Origin of the sequence: Alloyangia pacifica, from assembly GCF_900116195.1 — a bacterium.
Lineage (GTDB): Bacteria > Pseudomonadota > Alphaproteobacteria > Rhodobacterales > Rhodobacteraceae > Salipiger > Salipiger pacificus.
On sequence record NZ_FOZW01000002.1, the window covers coordinates 445,511 to 469,137 of the forward strand.

At 66.4% G+C, this 23,627-nt stretch carries 25 protein-coding genes; 5 read left to right on the forward strand and 20 right to left on the reverse strand.

Annotation, left to right across the window (positions count from 1 at the left end; translation table 11 throughout):
* Positions 1–20: 20 nt before the first annotated feature.
* From BM397_RS06575 to BM397_RS06635, 13 genes are all read right to left on the reverse strand, one after another.
* Positions 21–599 carry a c-type cytochrome gene (locus BM397_RS06575; protein WP_092420084.1) on the reverse strand — a complete coding sequence of 193 codons (579 nt, stop codon included), beginning with the start codon at positions 597–599 and terminating at the stop codon, positions 21–23.
* Positions 596–1,858, reverse strand: coding sequence for a PQQ-dependent sugar dehydrogenase (locus BM397_RS06580; RefSeq protein WP_092420087.1), 1,263 nt, complete (start codon positions 1,856–1,858; stop codon positions 596–598). Before BM397_RS06580 ends, BM397_RS06575 begins: the two co-directional genes overlap by 4 nt.
* A gap of 205 nt (positions 1,859–2,063) precedes the next feature.
* Positions 2,064–3,278: a 5-aminolevulinate synthase gene (gene hemA / locus BM397_RS06585; protein WP_092420090.1), complete on the reverse strand. Its 1,215-nt coding sequence runs from the start codon at positions 3,276–3,278 to the stop codon at positions 2,064–2,066.
* A 2-nt stretch (positions 3,279–3,280) separates the two neighbouring features.
* On the reverse strand, positions 3,281–3,706 hold the full coding sequence (locus BM397_RS06590) for a DUF302 domain-containing protein (RefSeq protein ID WP_092420093.1): 426 nt from the start codon (positions 3,704–3,706) through the stop codon (positions 3,281–3,283).
* 55 nt (positions 3,707–3,761) lie between these two features.
* The gene (locus BM397_RS06595; protein WP_092420096.1) at positions 3,762–5,006 is read right to left on the reverse strand and encodes a c-type cytochrome; all 1,245 of its coding nucleotides are present in this window, start codon (positions 5,004–5,006) and stop codon (positions 3,762–3,764) included.
* Positions 4,990–6,243: a sulfite dehydrogenase gene (gene soxC / locus BM397_RS06600; RefSeq protein ID WP_092420599.1), complete on the reverse strand. Its 1,254-nt coding sequence runs from the start codon at positions 6,241–6,243 to the stop codon at positions 4,990–4,992. Before soxC ends, BM397_RS06595 begins: the two co-directional genes overlap by 17 nt.
* 32 nt (positions 6,244–6,275) lie before the next feature.
* Positions 6,276–7,973 (reverse strand): thiosulfohydrolase SoxB, encoded by a 1,698-nt coding sequence (gene soxB, locus BM397_RS06605; RefSeq protein ID WP_092420099.1) that lies wholly within the window; start codon positions 7,971–7,973, stop codon positions 6,276–6,278.
* A gap of 82 nt (positions 7,974–8,055) precedes the next feature.
* The gene (soxA, locus tag BM397_RS06610; protein WP_092420102.1) at positions 8,056–8,910 is read right to left on the reverse strand and encodes a sulfur oxidation c-type cytochrome SoxA; all 855 of its coding nucleotides are present in this window, start codon (positions 8,908–8,910) and stop codon (positions 8,056–8,058) included.
* A gap of 92 nt (positions 8,911–9,002) precedes the next feature.
* The gene (soxZ, locus tag BM397_RS06615) at positions 9,003–9,332 is read right to left on the reverse strand and encodes a thiosulfate oxidation carrier complex protein SoxZ (RefSeq protein WP_092420105.1); all 330 of its coding nucleotides are present in this window, start codon (positions 9,330–9,332) and stop codon (positions 9,003–9,005) included.
* Between the two features lie 15 nt (positions 9,333–9,347).
* Positions 9,348–9,764 (reverse strand): thiosulfate oxidation carrier protein SoxY, encoded by a 417-nt coding sequence (gene soxY / locus BM397_RS06620; protein WP_092420107.1) that lies wholly within the window; start codon positions 9,762–9,764, stop codon positions 9,348–9,350.
* A gap of 13 nt (positions 9,765–9,777) precedes the next feature.
* A complete protein-coding gene (gene soxX / locus BM397_RS06625; RefSeq protein WP_092420110.1) occupies positions 9,778–10,257 on the reverse strand; it encodes a sulfur oxidation c-type cytochrome SoxX in 480 nt (159 codons plus the stop codon).
* A 168-nt stretch (positions 10,258–10,425) separates the two neighbouring features.
* A complete protein-coding gene (locus tag BM397_RS06630) occupies positions 10,426–11,004 on the reverse strand; it encodes a thioredoxin family protein (protein WP_092420113.1) in 579 nt (192 codons plus the stop codon).
* Positions 11,005–11,031: 27 nt separating this feature from the next.
* The gene (locus BM397_RS06635; protein ID WP_092420116.1) at positions 11,032–11,766 is read right to left on the reverse strand and encodes a cytochrome c biogenesis CcdA family protein; all 735 of its coding nucleotides are present in this window, start codon (positions 11,764–11,766) and stop codon (positions 11,032–11,034) included.
* Between the two features lie 100 nt (positions 11,767–11,866).
* On the opposite strand from BM397_RS06635, the gene BM397_RS06640 reads away from it, so the two are divergent.
* The 4 genes from BM397_RS06640 to BM397_RS06655 all read left to right on the forward strand — a co-directional run bounded on the left by BM397_RS06640 (position 11,867) and on the right by BM397_RS06655 (position 14,636).
* Entirely contained in the window at positions 11,867–12,223 is a 357-nt protein-coding gene (locus tag BM397_RS06640; protein WP_092420119.1) for a thioredoxin domain-containing protein, read from the forward strand.
* 5 nt (positions 12,224–12,228) lie between these two features.
* Positions 12,229–12,576 (forward strand): ArsR/SmtB family transcription factor, encoded by a 348-nt coding sequence (locus tag BM397_RS06645; RefSeq protein WP_245695953.1) that lies wholly within the window; start codon positions 12,229–12,231, stop codon positions 12,574–12,576.
* A 42-nt stretch (positions 12,577–12,618) separates the two neighbouring features.
* Positions 12,619–13,656 (forward strand): YeeE/YedE family protein, encoded by a 1,038-nt coding sequence (locus tag BM397_RS06650; RefSeq protein WP_092420125.1) that lies wholly within the window; start codon positions 12,619–12,621, stop codon positions 13,654–13,656.
* A gap of 71 nt (positions 13,657–13,727) precedes the next feature.
* Positions 13,728–14,636 (forward strand): MBL fold metallo-hydrolase, encoded by a 909-nt coding sequence (locus tag BM397_RS06655; protein WP_092420128.1) that lies wholly within the window; start codon positions 13,728–13,730, stop codon positions 14,634–14,636.
* 32 nt (positions 14,637–14,668) lie between these two features.
* Here BM397_RS06655 and BM397_RS06660 read toward each other — a convergent pair whose 3' ends face one another.
* From BM397_RS06660 to BM397_RS06685, 6 genes are all read right to left on the reverse strand, one after another.
* The gene (locus BM397_RS06660; RefSeq protein ID WP_092420132.1) at positions 14,669–16,093 is read right to left on the reverse strand and encodes a gamma-aminobutyraldehyde dehydrogenase; all 1,425 of its coding nucleotides are present in this window, start codon (positions 16,091–16,093) and stop codon (positions 14,669–14,671) included.
* 25 nt (positions 16,094–16,118) lie between these two features.
* Complete coding sequence (locus BM397_RS06665) at positions 16,119–16,925, reverse strand: ABC transporter permease (protein WP_092420135.1); 807 nt, start codon at positions 16,923–16,925, stop codon at positions 16,119–16,121.
* Positions 16,915–17,871 carry an ABC transporter permease gene (locus tag BM397_RS06670; RefSeq protein WP_218124841.1) on the reverse strand — a complete coding sequence of 319 codons (957 nt, stop codon included), beginning with the start codon at positions 17,869–17,871 and terminating at the stop codon, positions 16,915–16,917. Before BM397_RS06670 ends, BM397_RS06665 begins: the two co-directional genes overlap by 11 nt.
* Positions 17,868–18,866: an ABC transporter ATP-binding protein gene (locus tag BM397_RS06675; RefSeq protein ID WP_092420138.1), complete on the reverse strand. Its 999-nt coding sequence runs from the start codon at positions 18,864–18,866 to the stop codon at positions 17,868–17,870. Before BM397_RS06675 ends, BM397_RS06670 begins: the two co-directional genes overlap by 4 nt.
* Before the next feature lie 66 nt (positions 18,867–18,932).
* Positions 18,933–20,090 (reverse strand): ABC transporter substrate-binding protein, encoded by a 1,158-nt coding sequence (locus tag BM397_RS06680; protein ID WP_092420141.1) that lies wholly within the window; start codon positions 20,088–20,090, stop codon positions 18,933–18,935.
* A gap of 252 nt (positions 20,091–20,342) precedes the next feature.
* The gene (locus BM397_RS06685; RefSeq protein WP_092420144.1) at positions 20,343–21,257 is read right to left on the reverse strand and encodes a LysR family transcriptional regulator; all 915 of its coding nucleotides are present in this window, start codon (positions 21,255–21,257) and stop codon (positions 20,343–20,345) included.
* Between the two features lie 304 nt (positions 21,258–21,561).
* Here BM397_RS06685 and BM397_RS06690 point away from each other — a divergent pair, with 304 nt between their 5' ends.
* On the forward strand, positions 21,562–22,992 hold the full coding sequence (locus BM397_RS06690; RefSeq protein WP_092420147.1) for an aminotransferase class V-fold PLP-dependent enzyme: 1,431 nt from the start codon (positions 21,562–21,564) through the stop codon (positions 22,990–22,992).
* A 46-nt stretch (positions 22,993–23,038) separates the two neighbouring features.
* On the opposite strand, the gene BM397_RS06695 is transcribed toward BM397_RS06690, so the two are convergent.
* Complete coding sequence (locus BM397_RS06695) at positions 23,039–23,512, reverse strand: Lrp/AsnC family transcriptional regulator (RefSeq protein WP_245695954.1); 474 nt, start codon at positions 23,510–23,512, stop codon at positions 23,039–23,041.
* Between the last annotated feature and the right edge of the window lie 115 nt (positions 23,513–23,627).

Genomic DNA, 23,627 nt, shown 5'->3' on the forward strand with positions numbered 1-23,627 from the left:
CCGGGCGGGCTAGGGCCCGGTCATTCGGGCCCGGTGATCTCCAGCGTCACCGCCGCGTACCAATCGGCCACGGCACGGATCTCCTCGTCGGTCATATCGGCCGCAATGGAGGACATGATGTCGTGCTTGCGCTTGCCGGTGCGGAACGCCTTGAGTTGGGTGTCGATGTAGATGTTGACCTCGCCCGCGAGGTTCGGTGCCTCGGGCAGAAGCGCAATGCCATCCGCGCCGTGGCACGACACGCAGGCATCCGGCGCGTCCGCCTCGGTGACCCCCTCCGGGAGCGTGGCGCTGGCCGTGTGCGCCGCATACCAGGCGGCCACGTCCGAGATCTGCTGCGCAGTCAGCCCGGCTGCCACGACCGACATCATCTCATGCTCGCGGGCCCCGGTCTTGAAAGCCATGAGCTGGCTTTCGAGATAGGCTTCGGGCTCGCCGCCGATGTTCGGCGCGATCGGAATTTGTGCCACGCCGTCAATGCCATGGCAGGTGCGGCACATGTTGGCGACCTTGCGCCCCTCTGCCGGGTCTCCGGCCGCGAGGGGCGTGCCCCCGGCGAGCATCAGCCCGCCGAGGAACATCAGGGCAGCAGCCCTCATTCGGACGCCTTGGGCGTGTGGGCGATGCGCCAGATGGCCCCGGCGAAATCATCCGACACCAGCATCGACCCATCGCGCAGGAAGGCGATGTCCATCGGGCGGCCACGATATTCGCCGGTGTCCTCGTCGAGCCAGCCGTCAGCGAAGACCTCGGTCGAGGCGGCGTTGCCCTCTTCGTCGAGCGCGGTGAACATCACCCGTGCGCCCACCGGCGTGGTGCGGTTCCACGAGCCGTGCTGCGCCGAGAAGATCCCGCCCTGGTATTTGTCGGGGAAGGAGCTGCCGGAGTAGAAGCTCATCCCCAGATCGGCCGCATGGGCCTGCATGTTGACCTGCGGATCGACGAACTCCACGCCCTCGGGGCGCTCGACGTCCTTGTAGTCGGGGATCTCGGTGCCGCCGTTGGTCCAGGGGAAGCCGAAGTGCTGTCCGGCAGATGTCTGGCGGTTCAGCTCGCCCGGCGGGATGTCGTCACCCATGCCGTCCACCTGGTTGTCGGTGAACCACAGCGAGCCATCGGCGGGGTTGAAGTCATGCCCGACCGAATTGCGGATGCCGCGCGTATAGACCTCGCGCCCGGTGCCGTCGGTATTGATGCGGATGATGCCACCGATGCCGATCTTGTCGTACATCTCCAGCTTGTCCTTGGGCTGGATGTTGTGCGGCTGGCCCAGCGAGATATAGAGCTTGCCGTCGGGCCCGACACGGCAGACGCGGGCGGTGTGGTTGAAGCTCTCTTCCTCGGCGGGGATCAGCTCGCCCTTGGGGATCACCTCGCCCACGGCGGGATCGGGACCCTCGAAGAAGAACTCCGCCGCCGGGAAGGTCAGCACCCGGTTGCGCTCGGCGATGTAGAGGAACCCGTCGGGCGAGAAGCAGGGCCCGTTCGGCACGTCGAAGGTGATCGAGGGCGCGAAGTCCTTCACTTCGTCGGCCACCCGGTTGCGGTCGCGGTCGACGATGGACCAGACCTTGTCCTTGCGTGTCCCGGCAAAGACCACGGTGCCCTGCGGCGCAACGGCCATCGAGCGCGCATCGGGCACCACGGCATAGAGGCTGACCTCGAAGCCGTCGGGCACGTTGATATGCGGCAAGATTTCTTTCAGCGCGTCGGCGCGCTCCCCCTCCTGGTCGATGAAGGTGAAGGTGGCATCGGTGCGCTGCATATTGGACAGCTTGTCCATGTTGTCCTGCGCCATGGCGGGCGCTGTCAGGACGGTGGACAATAGTAGACTCGAAACGAATTGCTTGGTGTTCATGATTTCCTCCCTAAATCGGCCCTCCACACTCCGCGTCGTGATGGAGCTCCTCCGGGAGGACCTCACGAAAGCTGCGGGCGGTATGTGCGATTCGTCAACGATTTCGTGCAATTCAAGGATGCATTTAAAGTAAAGCATGCATTTCAATGGAGAGCGCCGTGCGTGATGCACGGCGCCTTCGACGGGTCTTCGCGCGGCTGGGGCGCTACTGCGCCGCCAGCGGTCTCCGCGCGAGCTGGCATTCGGCCCAGAGCGCCTCGAGCGCCAGAACCAGCCGCCGGATGTCCTCGGCGGAATGCACCGGCGAGGGGGTTATGCGCAGCCGCTCGGTGCCGCGCGGCACCGTGGGGTGGTTGATCGGCTGGATGTAGATGCCATGTTCGGCCAGCAGCCGGTCCGAGATGTAACGGCACTTCTGCGGGCAACCGACGACCACCGGGATGATGTGGCTGGGGTTGGGCAGATGCGGCACGCCAATCCGGTCGAGCGCCTCGCGCACGCTGGCCACGGCCCGGCGCTGCGCTGCGCGCTCGAGCTGCGAGCCCTTCAGGTGCGCCACGGCAGCGCGGGCACCCGCGGCCACGGCAGGCGGCAGCGCGGTGGTGAAGATGAAGCCCGAGGCAAAGCTGCGGATGAAATCGCAGAGCGTAGCCGAGGCGGCGATATAGCCGCCGGTCACGCCATAGGCCTTGCCCAGCGTGCCCTGAATCACGTCGATCCGGTGCATCAGCCCCTCGCGCTCGGCGATGCCGCCGCCGCGTGGACCATAGAGGCCAACCGCATGCACCTCGTCGAGATAGGTCATCGCGTTGTAGCGTTCGGCCAGGTCGCAGATCTCGGCGATCGGGGCGATGTCACCGTCCATCGAGTAGACGCTCTCGAAGGCGATCAGCTTGGGCCGGTCGAGGGGCAGGGCGGCGAGATGGCGTTCGAGGTCGGCCAGATCGTTGTGCGTCCAGACGATCCGCTCGGCTTTCGAGTGGCGGATTCCCTCGATCATCGAGGCGTGGTTGAGCGCGTCCGACAGGATCACCAGCCCGGGGATGCGCGCGCCGAGCGTACCGAGGCTGGCCCAGTTCGACACGTAGCCCGAGGTGAAGAGCAGCGCCGCCTGTTTGCCGTGAAGATCCGCGAGTTCGGCCTCAAGCAGAACGTGCTCATGGGTCGTACCCGAGATGTTGCGCGTGCCGCCCGCGCCCGCGCCGCAGGTGTCGAGCGCGCCGTGCATCGCCTGCAACACCGCCGGATGCTGGCCCATTCCGAGGTAGTCGTTGGAGCACCAGATGGTCACCTCGCGTTGCGCGCCGTGATGGGTGGCGGCGGGAAACTGGCCGCGGTGGCGTTCCAGCTCGGCGAAGTGGCGGTAGTTGCCACCGTTTTTCAGCTCATCGAGCTGCGCGCGGAAGAGGGCGTCATACATGTTCAGAACTCCGTGGCGGCGGCGGTGATGCGGGCCAGCAGCTCGTTGACCGGGGCCATGCTCTCGCGCTCGAAGCTGCGGTAGCCGACGCGGGTCTCGCCGTTGCGGCTTTCGACGAAGATCGCATAGGGGCAGAAGGCGATGTTGTCGGGATCAGCCTCCATCACCTCGCGCGAGGTGGTCGCCGAGCAGAAGAGATAGACGTCCGCGGCATCGTAGAGATGGGTCTCGGCGCCGATGTCGGCACCGGTGCGGGCCAGCATCTCGCCGACGCGGCTGACGTGATCGACCACCAGCCCCTCGCCGATGATCGCGTTCTCGAGGGCAAAGGTCGCCTCGTCGAAGGAGCCGTCATAGGGCTGGGTGATCACCTCCTGCGCCATGGCGGCAGCGGGCAGGCCGATCAGCAGGGCGAGCATCTTGAACATGGCGGGCCTCCTTGGTGCTGGGCCCGGCCGCGGGTGTCCGCGGCCGGGCCGTTGGTTACTCTTCGAAGGTCGAAAGATAGGCGATGACCGCGTCGATGTCCTCGGCCTTGCGCAGGCCGGGGAAGGACATCTTGGTGCCTTTCATCGCGTCCTTGGGCTTCTCGAGGAAGGCATGCAGCCGCTCCGGGGTCCAGGTCTCTCCGGCGCCATGGGCTTCCTCGAAGACCTTCGAGTAGCGGAAGCCGTCGATGGAACCGATCCCACGCCCGACGATGCCGTTGAGCTCGGGACCGGACTTGTTCTTTGCGCCGTCGCCCACCGCGTGGCAGGACTGGCACTTCTTGAACACCTTCTCGCCGGCGGCGACCAACTCGGGATCGGCGGCAGCGGGGGCCGGTGCTGGGGCCGGCTCGGCAGCCGCCGGGGCAGCATCCGTCGCGACCGCTGCGGCCTGCGTACCCGTGTCCGCAGAGGCCATCTCGACCGTCTCGGCAGGGGCGTCGGTCGCGGCGGGCCCTGCCGCTGCCTCGTCCTGCCCGTGGTCCGGGGTCACGTCGAGCACCGTGGCGCGCATAGTGATCTCGACGCTGTCCTTGCAGTCCGTCATGCAGGGCTCGCCGGACCACTGCGGGTACTCGGTCTCGGGGCGGTCATCGACGATGAAGCCGCCTTCGTTGGGCAGGATCACCTCAGCGAAGTTCTCGTTCGACAGGGTGAAGTCCTCATCGACGATGAAGTTCGAGTAGAGGATATAGGCGACGATGGCATAGACCTCGTCCGGCTCCAGCGACTGCGCGTTGCCGAAGGGCATCGAGCGGTGCACGTAGTCCCATGCGGTCGACAGGTGCGGCCAGTAGCTTCCCACGGTCTTCACCGGGTCCTTGTTGGCCAGCGTGTCCTCGCCACCCGCCAGCTTCGGCCAGTTGCCCGACCCTTCGGCGAACTCGCCATGGCAAGAGGCGCAGTTTTCCGAGAACAGCATCTCGCCATCTTCTACCGAGCCGCTGCCGGGCGGCAGGCCGGTGCCGTCGGGGGAGACGTCGAGGTTCCAGGCGGCGACTTCCTCGGGCAGCGCCTCGCGACCGATGCCGAGCGGCCCGTCCTTGGGCGCCTCGTCGGCATGGGCCGCGGCGACAAGGCCGCCGGACGGCGCGGGCGTCGCCGCGACTTCGAGCGGGGTCAGGCTGCGCAGCCCCTCGGGCGCCTCGGCCACGAAGCGGTCGGCCATGTTGATCGCGAAGGTCAGGGTGACCGCGATCCCGCCGAAGACGCTGCCGTAGAGTTTAAGAGACTTCGACATTTTCTGCCTCCCCGTTCGGTTTCACCCACCAGGTCTGGATGCAGTTGTTGTGGTAGACCGAGTTCTCGCCGCGCACGTCGCGCAGCTGCGTCTTGGTGGGCTGCACGTAGCCGGTCTCGTCCATGGCTCGGGACTGCAGGAACATCTCCTCGCCGGTCCACTCGGTGTCGAGATAGAAGCGGGTAAGCGCCTTGTTCTCGCCCTCGCGGGCAAGCCGCGCGGTCTGCCAGGTCTTGCCACCGTCGGTGGAGACGTCGACACGGGTGATCTTGCCGTGACCGGACCATGCGAGGCCGGTGATCACCAGCGGGCCGTGGCCATGTTTGATCGGCGATTGCGGGCTGGGCGAGGTGACGACGGATTTCGCGTCCATCACCCAGGTCCACTTGCGCGATGTGCCGTCGGCCAGCGTGTCGGTGTACTTGGAGGTCTCCTCGCGGCTCTCCACGGGGCCGTCCATCACCTCGATGCGGCGCAGCCATTTCACCCACATGTTGCCTTCCCAGCCGGGCACCACGAGGCGCACCGGGTAGCCGTGCTCCTTGCGCAGCGCCTCGCCGTTGGCCTTGAAGGCGACAAGCACGTCGTCGAGCGCCTTTTCCATCGGGATCGAGCGGCCGTTGGACGACGCATCTGCGCCTTCGACGTAGACCCACTTGTCGGTGGTGGCGGGCAGGCCCGCCTCGCGCAGCAGGGTCCGCAGCGGCACGCCGGTGTATTCCATGTTGTGGATCATGCCATGGGTGAACTGCGCTCCGTTGAGCTGCGCGCCGGCCCATTCCATGCCGGTGTTCGCGGCGCATTCGCAGAAGTAGACATGGTTTTCGCGCGGGAAGCGTTCGAGATCCTCGTAGGTGAAGACCAGCGGCCTATCGACCAGCCCGTTGATCATCAGCCGGTAGTCGCTCTTGCTGAGCTCGATCGCGCCCGAGTGGTGCCGCTCGAAGGCGCAGCCCTGCGGGGTGATCGTGCCGTCGAGCGCGTGGATCGGCGTGAAGTTGATCGAGCTGATCGGATCGGCGGTCAGCCACGGCACGTTGCGGCGCACCACATCGTCTTCGAAGCGGATCGGCAGCCCATAGGGGGTGGCATCGACGCCGTCGCCGAGGCCCTGCGCCCAGGGCTGCACTTCGGTGATCAGCGGATCGGGCTCTGCGGCACGCGCAGCCCCTGCGGTCACCGCCACCGTGGCGGCCCCCTGCAGGAAGGCGCGGCGCGAAGTCTTCGGCTCGCTCATTGTGTCCTCCTTGAATTTCTTGGGGTCCTGCGTCATGCGCCGACGACCTCGACCGAGGTGTTCTCGCCCAGCTGCACGCGGCCGAGGCTGCGGATATGGCTTTCGACCACGTCCCAGATCGGCGGACCCTCGGTGCCCTCGTTGACGCTGGCCCAGCCGGCGACGGTGTAGCTCTTGGCGGGGTCAATCGCCTCGCCGGTCTTCAGCAGCACCATGTCCGAGACCCGCTGACCCGCCGGGGCGGTGACGTCGATGCGATAGCCGAGGCCGCCGACGCGGACCATGTCGCCGCCCTGCTGATAGTAGGGATCGGGGTTGAAGATGTTGTCGGCCACGTCTTCGAGCACGATCTTCAGGAACTCGCCGGTCATCTCGGACCGATAGGCCTCGGGGTAGCTCATCGAGGTGACGTTCCACAGATCCTCGCGGGTGATCGGATCCCCCTCGAGCAGCGACGGCCCCCAGCGCACGCCGGGCGACAGGGCGATCTGCGCGTCGCGCTGGGTGAGTAGCGCGTCGCAGATCAGGTCATCCCAGGTGCCGTTGAAATTGCCGCGACGGTAGAGCGTGGTGTCGGTGTGGCCGATCACCTCGGCGAGCTGGTCGGCATAGGGCGCGCGCTCGGCGTCGATCAGCGCGGTCATCTCGGGGTCTGGGGCGATCACGTCCGAGAATATGGGGATCAGCTTGTGGCGGAAGCCCATCATCCGGCCGTCACGCACATCCAGATCGACGCGGGAGACGAACTTGCCGTTGGAGCCCGAGGCGATGATGATCGTCTCGCCCACCAGCACCGGCTCGGGCAGCGCGTCATGGGTATGTCCCGAGAGCAGCACGTCGATGCCGGTGACCTTCTCGGCCATCTTCTTGTCGACATCGAAGCCGTTGTGGCTGAGCACCACCACCAGCTCGGCCCCCTCGGCGCGCACCTCGTCGACCATCTCCTGCATGCGCTCGTCGCGGATGCCGAAGGAGTATTCCGGGAACATCCACGAGGGGTTGGCGATCGGCATGTAGGGGAAGGCCTGGCCGATGACCGCGATCTTCACGCCGCCGCGCTCGAAGAACTTGTAGGGCTGGAACAGCTCGGCGGGTTCGTCCCACTCGGCGTCAAAGATATTCTGGCCGAGCGCGGCGAAGGGCAGCCCCTCGACGATTTCGCGCACCCGCTCCGAGCCCAGGGTGAACTCCCAGTGGAAGGTCATCGCGTCGGGCTTCAGCAGGTTCATCACGTTCACGCAGTCCTGCCCGGCGGTCTGGTAGCAGGTGTAGCTGCCATGCCAGGTGTCGCCGCCGTCGAGCAGCAGCGCGTCGGGGCGCTCGGAGCGGATCTGCTTCACCACGGTCGCCACCCGGTCCATGCCGCCGACACGGCCGTAGCCGCGGGCGAGGGCGGTGAAATCGCCCGAGGAGAGGGCGTAGTGGGAGGGAGAGCCGTCCTCGATGCCGTACATCTTGCGGAATTCCGCGCCGGTGAGGTGGGGAACCTCGCCGCGATTTCCGCCGACGCCGATGTTGACCGATGGCTCGCGGAAGTAGATCGGTTTCAGCTGCGCGTGGATGTCGGTGATGTGGATCAGCGAGACGTTCCCGAAGGCCGGCATGGCCAGCAGGTCGTCCTGCGTCAGGCGCTGCTGCGCCGCGAGCCGCGCCCAGTCGCCGAAGCCAGAGCCGCCATAGGCCGCCGCGGCAGCCATCGAAACCTGGAGGAAATCACGTCGGGAGATCATCGGGGTATCCTCATACGCATTCAAATGCGTGAATTCGTTTGGGAAGAGAAACCCCGCGCGAGCAGCTCGCGCGGGGCAGGGATCAGTTGCGGACGGAGGGGCCTTCGACCGACAGGCCGTTGCCGCGCGAGGCGACGTAGAGTTCCAGCGCGATGAACTCGGGGCTGCCCGGGGCGTAGGTCTCGGCGCGGGTGTCGCGCACGCAGCCCTTGAAGCGCGAGTGCACCCCGTTGAGCGCCGCGTTCTTCAGCCGGTACGCGGGGAAGGCGTTGATCTGCCCCTGGCTGAGGTGATCGGCGCGGATGTAGTTGCCGTAGTTCTGCTCGTGGCAGTTGGCACAGCTGAGCTCGAGCTGCCCCGTGCGGGTGTAGTAGAGCTCCTTGCCCTGTTCCCAGGCCGCCTGCACCGGGCCGTCGATGGCGACGTTCACCGGCATCCCGCGCGACACCGAGGCCAGCAGTGCCTCCATGTTGATCGCGTCGGCGCTGTCGTATTTCCAGGCCTCGGCGCCCATGCGCTCGGTGCGGCAGCCGTTGACCTGCATCTGCAGGGTGCGGACTTCCTCGGCCTCGTCGTTCCACTTGGGATAGCTGGCCTTCACGCCGGCCATCTCCTCGGGCGCGCCGTGGCAGGAGGCGCAGCTCTCGCCCTCGGTGCCCTCGACCATCTCCCACTGATCCCGCGCCTGGTCGACGAAGATCATGCCGGGGTTGTCGAAGTCGTCGAGCTCCAGTGCCTGGGTCTCGTCCGAGCGGAAGTGCCAGCCCGACATCACCTCGTCCATCACGTCCGAAAGGAATGCGGGTGCCGGGGCTTTGGTGGTGATCTCGATCTCGCCGTTGATGATCAGCTCGTCATCATCGGGCCCGCCGGCCTGCACCACCAGCGGTGCGGCCAGCAGGGCGAGCGCGGTGAGCGCAATCGCCTTGCGTGTCATGTGTCTCCTCCCTCAAGTTGGCCCGGCCGTGCGAGAGCTCGGGCGAGACGGTTCTGGGCGGCCCGGCTCCTCTCCGGGCTGCCCGCCGTGTGTCAGACGATCTCGATCGGCTTGGTGTCGGTGTAGGTCGAGCCGTCGTCGTCGTACCAGGTGAAGGTGAATTCTCCGGCCTCGGGCACGAGTGCCTCGAACTCGAAGTAGGGGTTGGTCGAGATCGCCGGCTCCATCTTCACGTCGATGACGTTCTGGCCGTTGAAGTCGCAAGTGAAGCGATTGATGATCGAGCGCGGGATGACGTTGCCGTCCTTGTCCTTGCGCTGGCCGCTTTCCATCGGGTGGCTGATCAGCGTCTTGAGGGTGACCACCTCGCCCGCGGACGCGGACTTGGGGACCTTGACGCGGGGTTTGACTCCGGATGCCATCTGTCTTGTCTCCTCTTAGCCGCCGCAGCCGCCGATGGTGACCTTCACGGTCTTGGCGGTGCGCGCGAATGTGCCGTCCTCAAGTTTCGCCACCGCGATCACCTCCTGCGTGCCGGCGAGCCGGATTCGGGTGGAGGCCATGCGCGAGCCCGCGAGCGGGCCGAAGGCGAAGGTGGCAACCGCCGGGGTCGGGTTTCCGGCGGCGAGCACCAGGATTTCCGACGCGCCGGGCGCGTCCACGCTGATCGGCACGGTGTTGCCGTTCTCGGCGATTTCAGGCGCGGTCAGATCGACGCCGCTGTCGCCGATGTCCGCGCCGCCGGTGAACTCGGCGATCATGTCATCGACCGAAGCGTTGGCGCGGAAGGGCAGGACCGTCAGCGCCAAGGCGCCGAGGGCAAGCCCGAAGGTATCTCGTCTGGTCAGGCTCATGCCGTCTCCTCTCTCAGCTGTCCTGAAGGGTCATCAGGAAGGCCACCACGTCCTCCACCTCCTGGGCGGAAAGGATCGGCGGCAGGTCTCCGTTCGCGGCCTTGCCGGTGTAGCCGTCGCCGGGCCGGATGAAGCCGCTGGTCTTGTAGAAGGCGGGCATCACCGTGCCGTCGAACATCTTCTTGGCGTTGGCGACGATGCCGCGCAGCTCCGCCTCGGAGCGATAGCCGCCGACGCCGTCGAGCATCGGGCCGACCTCGCCGTGGAACGGCGCATCGCTCAGGGCAGTGACCGCGTGGCAGGCCACGCAGTTGCCCTTCGACCTCGTGGTCATGATCTCGGCGCCCCGCTCAGGATCTCCCGGGGTGCCGGTCAGCGAGGCCTCGACCTCGCCGTATTCGGTGAAGCTGACGTCATCCGGGATGGTGGTGTCGGCCAGTACGGCGGACGCAACAATCCCGATGACGGACGCAAGTGCGACCGTGGTTTTCATGTCTCCTCCCCTTCCATGAATTGAATGCTACGGCACACATCAAGGTTTTTGCAACAACAAATTCATAGCCGTGAATTTAAAGATATGTCGGAAGGCTGACAGCGGCCCTGTGCGGGGCCGCCAATCCGAAACCCTAGCTTGCCGCGACTTGAGAAATTCTTCTTTCGTTCAGTTCTTTGCGCGGTCTTCTTCGAGTTTCCGCGCGTGGTATTTCTGGAACGGCTCGTCGCTCTGGTAGCCCTTCTCGAGCACCCATTGCAGCATGTGCCGGGTGGTGCCTTTCTCGAAGGCACCGGGCATCACCGCGACCGCGTCCTGTGGCGCGGGAAGGTCTCCTGCCTCTTCCGGAAGGAAGATCATCGTCGGCGTGAAAAGCATCCCCCAGCGCCGCACCATGTCCTTTTCGGGCAGGGCGGTTCCGTCAAAGTCGGTCACTTCCACATCACCGAACATGTTGATCTGGATAACGAAGTAATCCTCGGTGAGCAGCTTCTCGATCTCCGGCTGCGGGAAGACCTCCTCGTGCATCTTGGTGCAATAGATGCAGCCGCGCTGTTCGATGAGAATCAGCAGACGCTGCCCGGCGGCATTTGCCTCCGCCAGATCCTCGCGCAGGTCCTTGAAGGTGTCGTGCATCCAGGGCGCCTTGTGCAGCCCGTCGTCGCCGAGCTGAGCGGCGGGCGCGGGCAGGGCGGCGGCGCAGGCCAGCAGCGCGGCCGTCGCAAGCGCTGGGAAGAATCGTGTCATCGGTCTCCTCCTTCCGATGGGGGTGGGTCAGCCGATGCGACTGAACCAGGGGATGGTGTCGATCAGCCAGGCGGCGATCAGGTTGACGCTGTTGGTGGCGATCAGCAGGCCGAACAGGACGAGCAGCAGGCCCATGGCCTTTTCGACGCGGCCAAGGTGACGGCGGAAACGGGCCATGAAGCGCAGGAACGGGCCGATGAAGGCGGCGGCGAGCACGAAGGGCAGTGTCATGCCCATGCCGTAGGTCAGCAGCAGCAGCGCGCCGTGCTGCGCGGTGTCCTGCCCGGCGGCGGTGAACAGGATGGCCGCCAGGACCGGCCCGACGCAGGGGGTCCAGCCGAAGGCGAAGGCCAGCCCGATCACATAGGCACCAATGAGGCCGCTGGCGTTTCGAGCCTCGGAACGGACCTGCCGGTAGAGCAGGGGAATGCGCAACACGCCCAGGAAATGCAGTCCCATCAGGATGATGATCGCAGCGGCGACCCAGCGCAGCACGCCGAACCACTCCCGCACCATCTGGCCGAAGACTGTCGCCGTGGCTCCCAGCCCGATGAAGACGGTGATCACCCCGAGGGCAAAGAGCACCGCGCCGGTCACGGCGCGTCTGCGCAGCCCGGGCGGCACCACGCCGGTTTCGGCCACCACATGCACGCCCTGTCCGGCAAGGTAGGACAGGTAGAAAGGCACGATCGGCAGGATGCAGGGTGACAGGAATGACAGCAGCCCGGCAAGAAAAGCGCCCAGAAATGTGACATCGAACATGCGGTGACGCTCCTCCCGTAATACATATTCGCATATTACGTTACGTATGTGATATGCTCGTGGTCAATCCACCTTGGAAAGCCCTGTTCGGAAAGTTCCCATGCGCCTCCTGCTCTGCCTGCTCCTGCTCGTCCCCCTGCCGCTCCGGGCAGAGACCCTGCTGCTCATGGCCGAGCAGGCCGGCTGTGCCTATTGCGAGGCCTGGGACGCCCAGATCGCGCCGATTTACCCCAAGACCGCCGAAGGGCAGGCCGCGCCGCTGCGCCGCGCCGACATCCGCGATCTGCCCGAGGGCATCACCCTCGCGCGGCCAGTCGCCTTCACCCCGACCTTCGTTCTGGTGAACGACGGGATGGAAACCGGGCGAATCGAAGGCTATCCTGGGGAAGACTTTTTCTGGGCACTGCTTGCCCGGCTGATCGAGGACCTCCCATCCTCCCCGAGACTAGACGGATGACGCCGATGTCGAATGCCGCCCACCTCCCCGTCTTCGACGCGGGCATGAGCGAGCCGGAAATGGACCGGTTCATGTTGAAGGCCGAAGAGGCCTCGAACCTGCTCAAGGCGATGAGCCACGGCGGGCGAATGATGATCCTGTGCCACCTCGCTTCTGGCGAGAAGTCGGTGACCGAGCTCGAGGACCTGCTCTCCGCGCGGCAATCGGCGGTCTCGCAACAGCTCTCGCGCCTGCGGCTCGAAGGGCTGGTCACGCCCCGGCGCGATGGCAAGACGATCTACTACTCCTTGACGGATGACAGGCCGAAGAAGATCATGGAGGTCATATACGACCTGTACTGTCGGGAGGAGTGACCGCAGGCGACAGCCCGCGGTCGGAAGGGAGCGACGGTCGGCATGTTCGACTTTGGAGACGGCGCCGCGCTTGCGGCGCTCGTGGGATTGCTCGGGGGCATGGTTCTTGGCCTTGCCGCCCGGATCGGGCGTTTCTGCACGCTCGGCGCGATCGAGGACGCGCTCTATTCCTCTGACACGCGGCGGCTGCGGATGTGGGGGCTGGCGATCGGCGTTGCCGTGATCGCCACGCATGCGGCCATCTCTGCAGGCTGGCTCGATCCGTCGCAGACCTTCTATGTCGCGCGACAATGGTCGCTGCCGGGCACGGTGCTTGGCGGGCTGATCTTCGGCTACGGCATGGCGCTCTCGGGCAACTGCGGCTACGGCGCGCTGGCTCGGCTTGGCGGCGGTGACCTGCGCTCGCTGGTGATCGTCGTGGTGATGGGGCTGACCGCCTATATCACCATCTCCGGGCCGCTCGCGCTGGCGCGGGTGGCCGTGTTCCCCGACCTACCAGCCGCCGCGCCGCAGGCACTGTCTCAGATCACCGGGGCACCGCTGCTGACCGGGCTCGTCGTCGGGGGGCTGTTGATCCTCGTCGCGCTCTCGGGGGGCGGCATGATGCGCTCGCCGCGGCACGTGGTCTGGGGCGGCGTTGTCGGACTTGCGGTGACCTCGGCCTGGATCGGCACGCAGGTCGCCGCGACCCGGAGCTTCGGTGCCATCATGGTCGAGGGGCATTCCTTTGCCCGCCCGCTGGGCGAGAGCCTGCTGTGGCTGATGACCGCCTCGGCGGCGGCACCGGGCTTTGCCGTGGGCTCGGTCACCGGTGTGCTGCTCGGCGCCTTCCTCGGCTCGCTGAGCAAGGGGCACTTCCGCTGGGAGGCCTGTGAGGACCCGCGCGAGCTGAAGCGGCAGATCCTCGGCGCGGCGCTCATGGGGCCGGGCGCGGTGCTGGCCGCGGGCTGCAGCGTCGGGCAGGGGCTCAGCGCCTTTTCCCTGCTGACCTTCAGCGCGCCCGTCGCGCTGCTGTCGATCTTCGCAGGGGCCGCCATCGGCCTGCGACAGCTGATCGTCGGATTCGCGCCCGCCGAATAGCGATGCAGTCTGGTCTTCCCGTCACGCGATTTGCATCATAGAATGCGAATGTGTGAATGGGAGGAGAGACCATGCCACTGACTCGCAGGCACCTGCTGCAATCCGCGGCGGCCGCCGGCCTTGCGCCGCTGATGCCCCGCCGCCTCGTCGCCGAGACCACCATTGGCTCGGGGCGACTGATCACCGTGAGCGACGGCAACCTCGTGCTGCCGGGGGATTTCATCTTCGCCGGAATGCCCGAGGCAGATCTGTCCGACATCCTCGCCGCGCAGGGCATCGACCGTCAGCGCCTGACCCCCGAATGCAACGTGACGCTCTGGCAGGACGGCGAGCAGACGGTGCTCTTCGATGTCGGTGCGGGGAGCACCTTCATGGACAGCGCGGGGGAGCTGCTCGGCAACCTCGAGGCCGCCGGGGTCTCGCCCGAGCAGGTGACGGTGGTGGTCTTCACCCATGCCCACCCCGATCACATCTGGGGCCTGCTCGACGATTTCGACGATCTGGTCTTCCCCGAGGCGCGCTATCTCATGGGACGCGCCGAATGGGACTACTGGTGGGATCCAGAGACCGCCGAAACCATTGGCACCGAGCGGCAGGCCTTTGCGGTCGGGGCGAGACGGCGGATGGAGGTGATCGAGGACCGGATCGAGCGTTTCGAGGACGGTGCCGAGATCCTGCCCGGTCTCGCAGCGATTCTCACGCCGGGCCACACGCCGGGCCACATGGCCTTCGAATTGCGGCAGGGAAACGAGGCGACGTTGATCGTCGGGGATGCCATCGGCAATGACCACGTGGCCTTTGCCCGTCCCGGCTGGGAGGCGAACTCGGATCAGGATCCGGAGCTTGCGGCGCGCACCCGTGTTGCGCTGATGGACCGGCTGGCGCAGGAGCAAATGCCGGTGATCGGTTTCCACCTCTCGGAAGGTGGCATGGGCCATGTAGAGCGCACCGGAGACGCATACCGCTACGTGCCGCTGTGAGGCGGGGGGCGGCGGGGCCGCCCCAGCCAAATTCAATGCGCGATCATCACGTGGCGCGCCACGGTGTAATCCTCGAGCGCGAACATCGACAGGTCCTTGCCGTAGCCCGACTGCTTGAGCCCGCCGTGCGGCATCTCGTTGACCAGCATGAAGTGCGTGTTCACCCAGGTGCAGCCGTATTGCAGCCGCGCCGACATATCGAGCGCCCGGCCGATGTTCTCGGTCCAGACCGACGAGGCGAGCCCGTACTGGCTGTCGTTGGCCCAGGCCACGGCGGTGTCGGCATCGTCGAAGCGGGTGACCGAGACCACCGGGCCGAAGACCTCGCGCTGGACGATCTCGTCCTCCTGCAGGGCACCGGCGATGACGGTGGGGCGGTAGTAGAAGCCCGAGCCTTCGTGCAGGGTGCCGCCGGTGGTCACCTCGATGTGCTTCAGCTCCGAAGCGCGCTGCACGAAGCTCGCCACCCGGTCGCGCTGGCGCGTGGAAATCAGCGGCGGGATCTCGTTCTTGCTGTCGTCGGCATCGTCGAAGACGATGGAGGACACGGCAGAGGAGAGATCCGCCACCAGATTGTCGTAGATCTTCGGCCCGGCGTAGATCCGGCAGGCGGCGGTGCAGTCCTGCCCGGCGTTGTAATAGCCGAAGGCGCGCAGCCCCTCGACCACGCGGCCAAGGTCGGCATCGTCCATGACTATCACCGGGGCCTTGCCACCCAGCTCCAGATGCGTGCGCTTGACCGACTTCGAGGCCGCCTGCATCACTTTGCGCCCGGTTGCCACGTCGCCGGTGATCGACACCATGTCGACCTCCGGGTGGTTGATCATCGCGTTGCCGACCGTAGCGCCTTGACCGACGATCACATTGACCACGCCTGCGGGGAAGATGCCGGCGATGATCTCCGCCATCAGAAGCGCGGTGAGCGGTGTCTGCTCCGAAGGTTTCATCACCACCGTGTTGCCGCCCGCCAGGGCCGGGGCCAGTTTCCAGGCCATCATCATCATCGGGTAGTTCCAGGGCGCAATCGAGGCGACGACGCCGATCGGATCGCGGCGGATCATCGAGGTGTGCCCCTCCATGTACTCGCCCGCCACCGGCCCGTGCATGTTGCGCACCGCACCCGCGAAGAAACGGAAACAGTCGGCCACCGCCGGCACCTCGTCATTGCGCACACATTCGATCGGCTTGCCGCAGTTGAGCGACTCCAGCTTCACGAACTCTTCGGCCCGCGCCTCGATGGCATCGGCCAGCGCCAGCAGGAGGCTTGAGCGGTGCGCGGCGGTGGTGCGCGCCCAGCCGGGGAAGGCGGCACGCGCGGCCGCCACGGCGCGGTTCACCTGATCCATGTCCGCCTCGGGCATCTTCACGATCAGCTCGCCGGTGCGCGGGTTGAGCACCGCCTCTTCGGTCTCTCTCCCGGCTTCCTGTGCGCCGCCGATCAGCATCTTGGTCTGCATGATGTCCTCCGTTACTTTCCGTTCTTTATTTGCCCTGCCCCGCGACCGCTTCGGTCCCGCGGGTGAGATAATAGGCGCCCAGGATGGGCAGCAGGGTGACCAGCACCACAACCATGGCGACCACGTTGGTCACCGGGCGTTCGCGCGGGCGCACCAGTTCCTCGAGCATCCAGATCGGCAGCGTCTGCTGCTGTCCGGCGGTGAAGGTGGTGACGATGACCTCGTCGAAGCTGAGCGCGAAGGCGAGCATGCCGCCGACCACCAGCGCGGTGGCGATATTCGGCAGGATCACATACCGCAGCGTTTGAAAGAGGTTGGCGCCGAGATCCATCGAGGCCTCGATGAGGCTGCCGCTGGTGCGGCGGAAGCGGGCGACGGCGTTGTTGTAGACGATCACCACGCAGAAGGTCGCGTGGCCGAGCACGATGGTCCAGGTGCTGAACGGCACCTCGGCGATCGAGAAGGCCGAGCGCAGGGCGATCCCCGTCACCACGCCGGGCAGGGCGATGGGCAGGATCACCAGCAGCGAGATGCTCTCGCGGCCGAAGAACTTCGTGCGGCTCACCGCGGCGGCGCAGAGCGTGCCGAGGATCATGGCGAGCAGCGTCGATATCGCCGCGACCTTCAGGCTGAGCCCCATGGCCTCCCAGACGTCGGGCCGGTCCCAAGTGGCCGCGAACCATTTCAGCGTGTAGCCGGGCGGCGGCCACTGGAAGGATTTCTCTTCCGTGGTGAAGGCGTAGACGAAGATGAGCAGGATCGGCAGGTGCAGGAACAGCAGCCCCGCGGCGGCGGCGATCTTCAGCTTCAGCGAGGCGCGGTCAGAGTGCATCGAAGGCCCCCATGCGCTTGGCGGTCCAGAGGTAGACCCCCATGATGACGATGGGCACCACGGCGAAGGCGGCGGCCAGCGGGATGTTCCCGGCGATTCCCTGGTGCTGGTAGACGGCCTGCCCAATGAAGAGCCGCGAAGTGCCGATGATCTGCGGGATGATGTAATCGCCTAGCGTCAGCGAGAAGGTGAAGATCGAGCCCGCGATCACCCCCGGCAGCGCCAGCGGCAGCAACACGTGGCGGAAGGTCTGTGCGGGTTTCGCACCGAGATCGCCGCTGGCCTCCAGCATGGATGTGGGCACGCGCTCCAGCGCGGCCTGAATGGGCAGCACCATGTAGGGCAGCCAGACGTAGACGAAGACGAGGAAGGTGCCCGTGGGGCTGACCGAGAGCGAGTTGCCCCCGATGACCGGCAGCGCCAGATAGGCGTCGAGCAGCCACGTGAGGTGCAGCCCCTCGAAGATCCAGGTGAGAATGCCTTCTTTGGCGAGGATCAGTTTCCAGGCGTAGACCTTCACCAGGTAGCTCGACCACAGCGGCATCATGATCCCGAGGTAGAACAGCGCGCGCCACGCCCCTTTTGCGTAGCGCGCCGCGTAATAGGCGATGGGAAAGGCGATGACCGCCGAGGCCACGGTGACCAGCGCCGCCATGCCCACCGTGCGGCGGATGATGTCGAAGTTGGCCGGGGTGAAGAGCTCGGCGTAGGTCGCCAGCGTGAACTCGTGGTTGATCAGCCCGGTGAAGTGGTCGATCGAAAAGAAGCTCTGTAGCAGCAGCGCGAAGAGCGAGCCGAGGTAGATGATCCCCAGCCAGAGCGCCGGCGGCGTCAGCAGGATCAGCAAGAGCAACGTCGGACGCCGCCAGAGCGTGTCGGAGATCCGCGTCAGCACCCCTTCGGAAGGAGCTGCCTGCGCGGATGGAGTCGTTTGCACCATCGTCATGCCCCGGCTCGCTGGCCTGCCCGCATCAGGTGCAGATCCTCGGCCGCCCAGCTCAGCGCCACCTCGTCGCCCTCGCGCGGGCGCGCGACGTCCTGCGGCAGCAGCGCGGTCAGCCGTGTGCCCTCGGCCTCGAAGCTGACGCGCGTGCTGAGGCCGAGAAAGCTGAGCCCGGTCACCCGCGCCTTCAGCGGCCCTTCGGAGGCCAGCCGCAGCCGCTCGGGGCGGATCGCGGCGGGGCAGGTCTCGCCGGTCAAACGCGCCACCAGCGCCTCTGGCAGCACGTTGGACGAGCCGACGAAATCGGCGACGAAGGGCACCTCGGGGCGGAAGTAGATGTCCTCGGGGCTGCCGACCTGGATGATCTTGCCCTCGTTGAACACCGCGACGCGGTCGGCCATCGACAGCGCCTCGCCCTGGTCGTGGGTGACAAAGACGAAGGTGATGCCGAGCTGGCGCTGCAGGGTCTTCAGCTCTTCCTGCATCTGCTCGCGCAGCTTGAGGTCGAGCGCACCCAGCGGCTCGTCGAGCAGCAGCACGCGCGGCTTGTTGACCAGCGCCCGTGCCAGCGCGACGCGTTGGCGCTGACCGCCCGACAACTCGGACGGTTTGCGGCTGCCGTAGCCGCCGAGCCGCACCATCTCGAGCGCCGCCTCGGCCTCGGCGTGGCGCTCACGCTTGCCGCGTCCGGCGATCATCAGCCCGTAGGCGACGTTGTCGCGGACGTTGAGATGCGGGAAGAGCGCGTAGTCCTGGAACACCGTGTTCACCTGCCGCTTGTAGGGTGGCAGATCGGCGACGGGCTCGCCGAAGATACGGATGTCGCCGCCCGTGGGCCGCTCGAAGCCGGCGATCAGCCGCAGGCAGGTGGTCTTGCCCGAACCCGAGGGCCCCAGCATGGCGAAGAACTCGCCTTCGGCAATGTCGAGGATGACGTCATCCACCGCCTTCACCGCCCCGAAATGGCGGGAGACGTGGTCGAAGCTCACGGCTGGCATGGGAGTATTCCGGTTCTTGTGCCCGCGCCGCAAGGCGGCGGCGCGGGGAAGGTCAGGGAAAGGCGATCAGCGGCCGCCGATCACGCCGATGTAGTCGGAGACCCAACGGTAGTAGGGCACGCATTCGTCCTGGCTCTCGCAGTTGGCGACCGGGGTCTTCCAGAACTTGATCTTGTCGAACTGGGCGAGGCCGTTGGCGTCGCAGCCTTCCTGGGTCTGCATGCCGGAGCCATCCGAACAGGCGGCGGGCACCGAGGGCACCGCGCCGAACCAGACCGAGAGGTCGGACTGCAGGTTCGACGAGAGCGTGTGCTCCATCCACATGTAGGCGCAGTTCGGGTGCTCGGCCTCGGCGTGCAGCATGGTTGTGTCGGCCCAGCCGGTGGCGCCTTCCTCGGGGATCACCGAGGCGACGGGCACGCCGTCGGCCTGCAGCAGGTTGACCTGGAACGGCCAGGAGCCGGAGGCGACCATGCCCTCGTTCTTGAAGTCGTCGATCTGGATGAAGGCGTCGTGCCAGTAGCGGCTGACCAGCTCGCGCTGCCCGCGCAGCAGGTCGAGCGCGGCGGCATACTGCTCGGCGGTCAGCTCGTAGGGATCGGTGATGCCCAGCTCGGGCTGATGCGCCATCAGGTAGTTGGCGGCATCGGCGATGTGGATCGGCCCGTCATAGGCCTGCACCCGGCCCTTGTTGCTCGACCCGTCGGCGAGGGTGGTCTCCTCGAAGACCACGTTCCACGAGGTCGGCGCCTCGGGGAAGGCCTCGGTGTTGTACATCAGCACGTTCGGCCCCCACATGTAGGGCGTGCCGTAGTGTTCGCCGTTGACGTAGTGCCAGGGCGCTTCCTTGAGGCGGTCGTCGACCGTGCTCCACGACGGGATGAGGCCCACGTTTATCGGCTGCACGCGCTTGCCGGCGATCATCCGCAGCGAGGCGTCGCCGGAGGCGGTCACGAGGTCGAAACCTCCCTCGTTCATCAGCGCCACCATCTCGTCCGAAGTATTGGCGGTCTTGACGGAGACCTTGCAGGAGGTCGCTTCCTCGAACTTGGTCACCCAGTCAAAGGCGGCGTCGGTCTCGCCGCGCTCGATGTAGCCGGCCCAGGCGACGATCGACAGCGCGCCCTCGCCCTCGCCGATCTCGGTCATCTGCGCCACGGCGCTCGTCGCAAGCGAGGCGGCGGTGATCGCGCTCACTGCAGCGGTGATGAAACGGTTGGTCATTGCACTCTCCCTGCGGGCAGGCCGCAGGAGGCCGCTGGCCGTGCGGGGCACGTCCGGAGGCGCGGGCGGCAGCCCGAAAATCATTGTTGGTTGTCGTGTCCGCAGCGGCTGGCGTCGCGGCGCGGTGGGAGTCTTTCAGGCAGTTCCGGCCCCGCCCCCTTTGGTCCGCATCAGAACCATGTGACGGCTTTTCTGCATTCGCAAATTCATTAATCAGAAATGACCATTCGGAAAAACCGATAGCTCGGGCTTTCAGAAACGCGCCGGTCGTTCGGCCTGTCCCATCCGTGCGAGCGAGAGGAAGTCCTGTACCGCCTCCGACAGCGGCAGGCCCTTGCGCCAGACCATGCCCACCTGCACGATCGGAAGGCTTCCCGAGATATCACGGCTCTCGATCCGGTCTCCGTCGAGCGACCATGGCCGGTAGACGAGGTCGGGCAGCAGTGCCACGCCAGCACCGGTGGCGACAAGGCTGCGCACCGCCTCCACCGAGCGCGTGCGAAAGGCGATCTGCGGCTTGCGCCCGAAGGCCGAGAGCAGCTTCACCGCCTCTTCCTCCATCTCGTCGACGTTGAGCATGATGAGCTGTTCGCGGGCCACGTCGTCGAGCCCGATGCTCTCGCGCGCGGTGAGCTTGTGCCCGAGCGGCAGCCAGAGCCGGAAGGACGAGACGTCGAGGATCTCGGATTGCAGCGCCATGCGGTCGCGCAGGTTCGAGATCACCATGACCGCCACGTCGAGCTCGCCGCCAACCAGCAGGTGCTCGAGGTATTCGCCCTGGTCCTCCAGCGCCGAGACCTCCACCGCCGGGTTCATTCGCCGGTAGCGCGACAGCAGGTCGGACATGACGTAGCCTGCCATCAACGACGTGACCCCGATGTTGAGCCGCCCCTGCGTCGTGCCCGGTGCGCGCTGAAACGCCCGCCGCGCGCCCGAGACGTCTGAGAGGATTTTCGTCGCGTGGCGCAGGAACTGATGGCCGCTGTGGGTGATGTCGAGCCCCCGCGCGTGCCGCTCGAAGAGCGTGACGCCGAGATCCGCCTCGAGGTTCTTCAGCGCCTCGGTCACCGCTGATTGCGAGATCGACAACGTCTGAGCCGCGCCGATCACCGAGCCCTTCTCGGCGACGGCGACGAAATAGCGGAGTTGTTTCAATGTGAAGGACATGGCGCTCTCCTGCGGTCCCGCGCATTGAAGGGCGATTTCATGGTGCCGCACAAGCCTGATCGCAGGGGAAACCTCCGGGTGGGGTTCTGGTCGCCGAGAGTCGCTGTGGGCAGGAAGCTGAATGCGCATTGCGGGGTTAATGGGGTGATCTGTGCTCAATATGAGAGAAAGTGTAGCATCAGATTGCGAACTTCTGGGGTGGGGCGCGTCGAATTTGGAACCTGCTGTCCCATGGGGTTTGCTAGCCTGCGCTCAAAGCCGCAGCAGGACTGCGCAGCCAGATCAGAAAAGCAAAGAGGCCCCCATGACGTCCCCCGATCCCGCCAGCCTTCTGTCCTCCTTCCGCGCCGCGCTTCCGCCTGTCGCCGAGATGGGCGCGGACCTCGTTGGCAAGGGCACGGTGATCGACGGCCCCTTCGGGCCGAAACCGCTGGTCTACGCAGATTACGTCGCCTCGGGCCGGGCGCTGAAGACGCTCGAGATGTTCCTGCTCGAGCGGGTGCTGCCCTATTACGCCAACAGCCACACCGAAGCCTCCTTCTGCGGCGGGTTCATGACCCGGCTGCGGGGTGCCGCCCGGGCCACCATCGCCGCACATTGCGGCGCGACCGCCGAGCATGCGGTGATCTTCGCGGGCAGCGGCGCGACGGCCGGTCTCAACCGGTTGGTGCATCTGCTCGGCGCGGATCGGGGCCGGGTCAAAGTCATCATCGGTCCCTATGAGCATCACTCCAACATCCTGCCTTGGCGCGAAAGTGGTGCCGAGGTGATCGAGCTGCCCGAGGCGCCGGAGGGCGGGCCGGATCTGGCCGCGCTGGACGCGGCGCTGGCGGATGCCGCGCAGTATGACCGGGTGATCTGCGCCTTCTCGGCGGCCTCCAACGTGTCTGGCATCATCGCGGATGTCGCGGGCCTCACCCGCCGGGTGAAGGACGCCGGCGCGCTGATGGTCTGGGACTACGCCGGGGGCGGGCCCTACCTGCCCATGGCGATGGACCAGCAGGGTGCGGGCATCGATGCGTTGGTCTTCTCGCCGCACAAGTTCATCGGCGGGCCGGGGGCGTCGGGCGTCATGGTGCTGCGCCGCGACGCGGTGGTCTCGGAGCGTCCCACGTGGGTCGGCGGTGGCACAGTGCGCTTCGTCTCGTCCGAGGGGCATGACTATTCCGGCGCGCTTGAGGCACGTGAGGAGGCGGGCACACCCAACGTTGTCGGCGACATCCGCGCCGCGCTGGCGGTGATCGTGAAGGAAGAGATTGGTGCGGCCTACATGGCGCAGCGCAACGCCGAGCTTTCGGCCCGCGCCATCGCGGCCTGGCGAGACGCGCCGGGCATCGAGCTTCTCGGCAATACCGAGGCCGCGCGCATTCCCGTGCTCTCCTTCCGCCTGCGTGATCCGCGCGGCGGCTACATTCACCAGCAACTGGCGACCAAGATGCTCAGCGACCGCTTCGGCATCCAGGCGCGCGGTGGCTGCGCCTGTGCCGGTCCCTACGTGCTGCGCCTTCTGGGCTATGACGCCGAGACGGCGGCAGAGACCCGCGCGGCGATCCTCTCGGGGCAGGAACTGGAAAAGCCGGGCTTCGTGCGGCTCAACCTGTCGGTGCTGATGAGCGAGGCCGAGGTGGATTTCATCCTGCAGAGCGTCGCAACGCTGTCGCGCGACGCGGTGGCCTACGTGGATGGCTACGAGGTCGACGACGCGCGGGCGATCTTCTCTGCCAGCGCGGCTTGAATTCCGGGATGCCCGCGGGCTGGCCCGCGTCCCGCGGGCCTGACACTCAGGCGTAATCCAGCGGCAGCTCGGTGCTCGACTTGATGGTCTCCATGGCGAACATCGACGAGACGTCTTGGATCTCGACCTTCTGAATCAGCCGCTGGTAGACCCGGTCGAAGGTGGCGATGTCCGGCACCACCACCCGCAGCATGTAGTCGATCTCGCCCGCCAACCGGAAGATGTCGACGATCTCGGGGATTTCCTCGGCCGCCTTGACGAAAGCGCGGGCCCATTCGCGGCTGTGCTGGTTGGTGCGGATCGCCATGAAGACAGAGACCCCGACGTTCAGCTTCTCCTCGTCGAGCAGCGCCACGCGCCGCTTGAAGTAGCCGCGTTCCTCGAGCTTGCGGATGCGCCGCCAGCAGGGCGTGCTGGTCAATCCGATCTCGGCGGCGATCTCCGCGACCGGCATCTCGGCATTGCGCTGGAGCAGCGAGAGGATCTTGCGATCGTAGGAGTCGAGCATGATATGTTCCATTTTTCACCTCAGGTGAAATTCTATACTCACCATGGTCGCATGTGTAGTGGTGTAGACGCCTGTCCTCTCCAGCGGCTCGTTCCTCCTGACGCCGAGGTCCGTCCACGCTATAGAG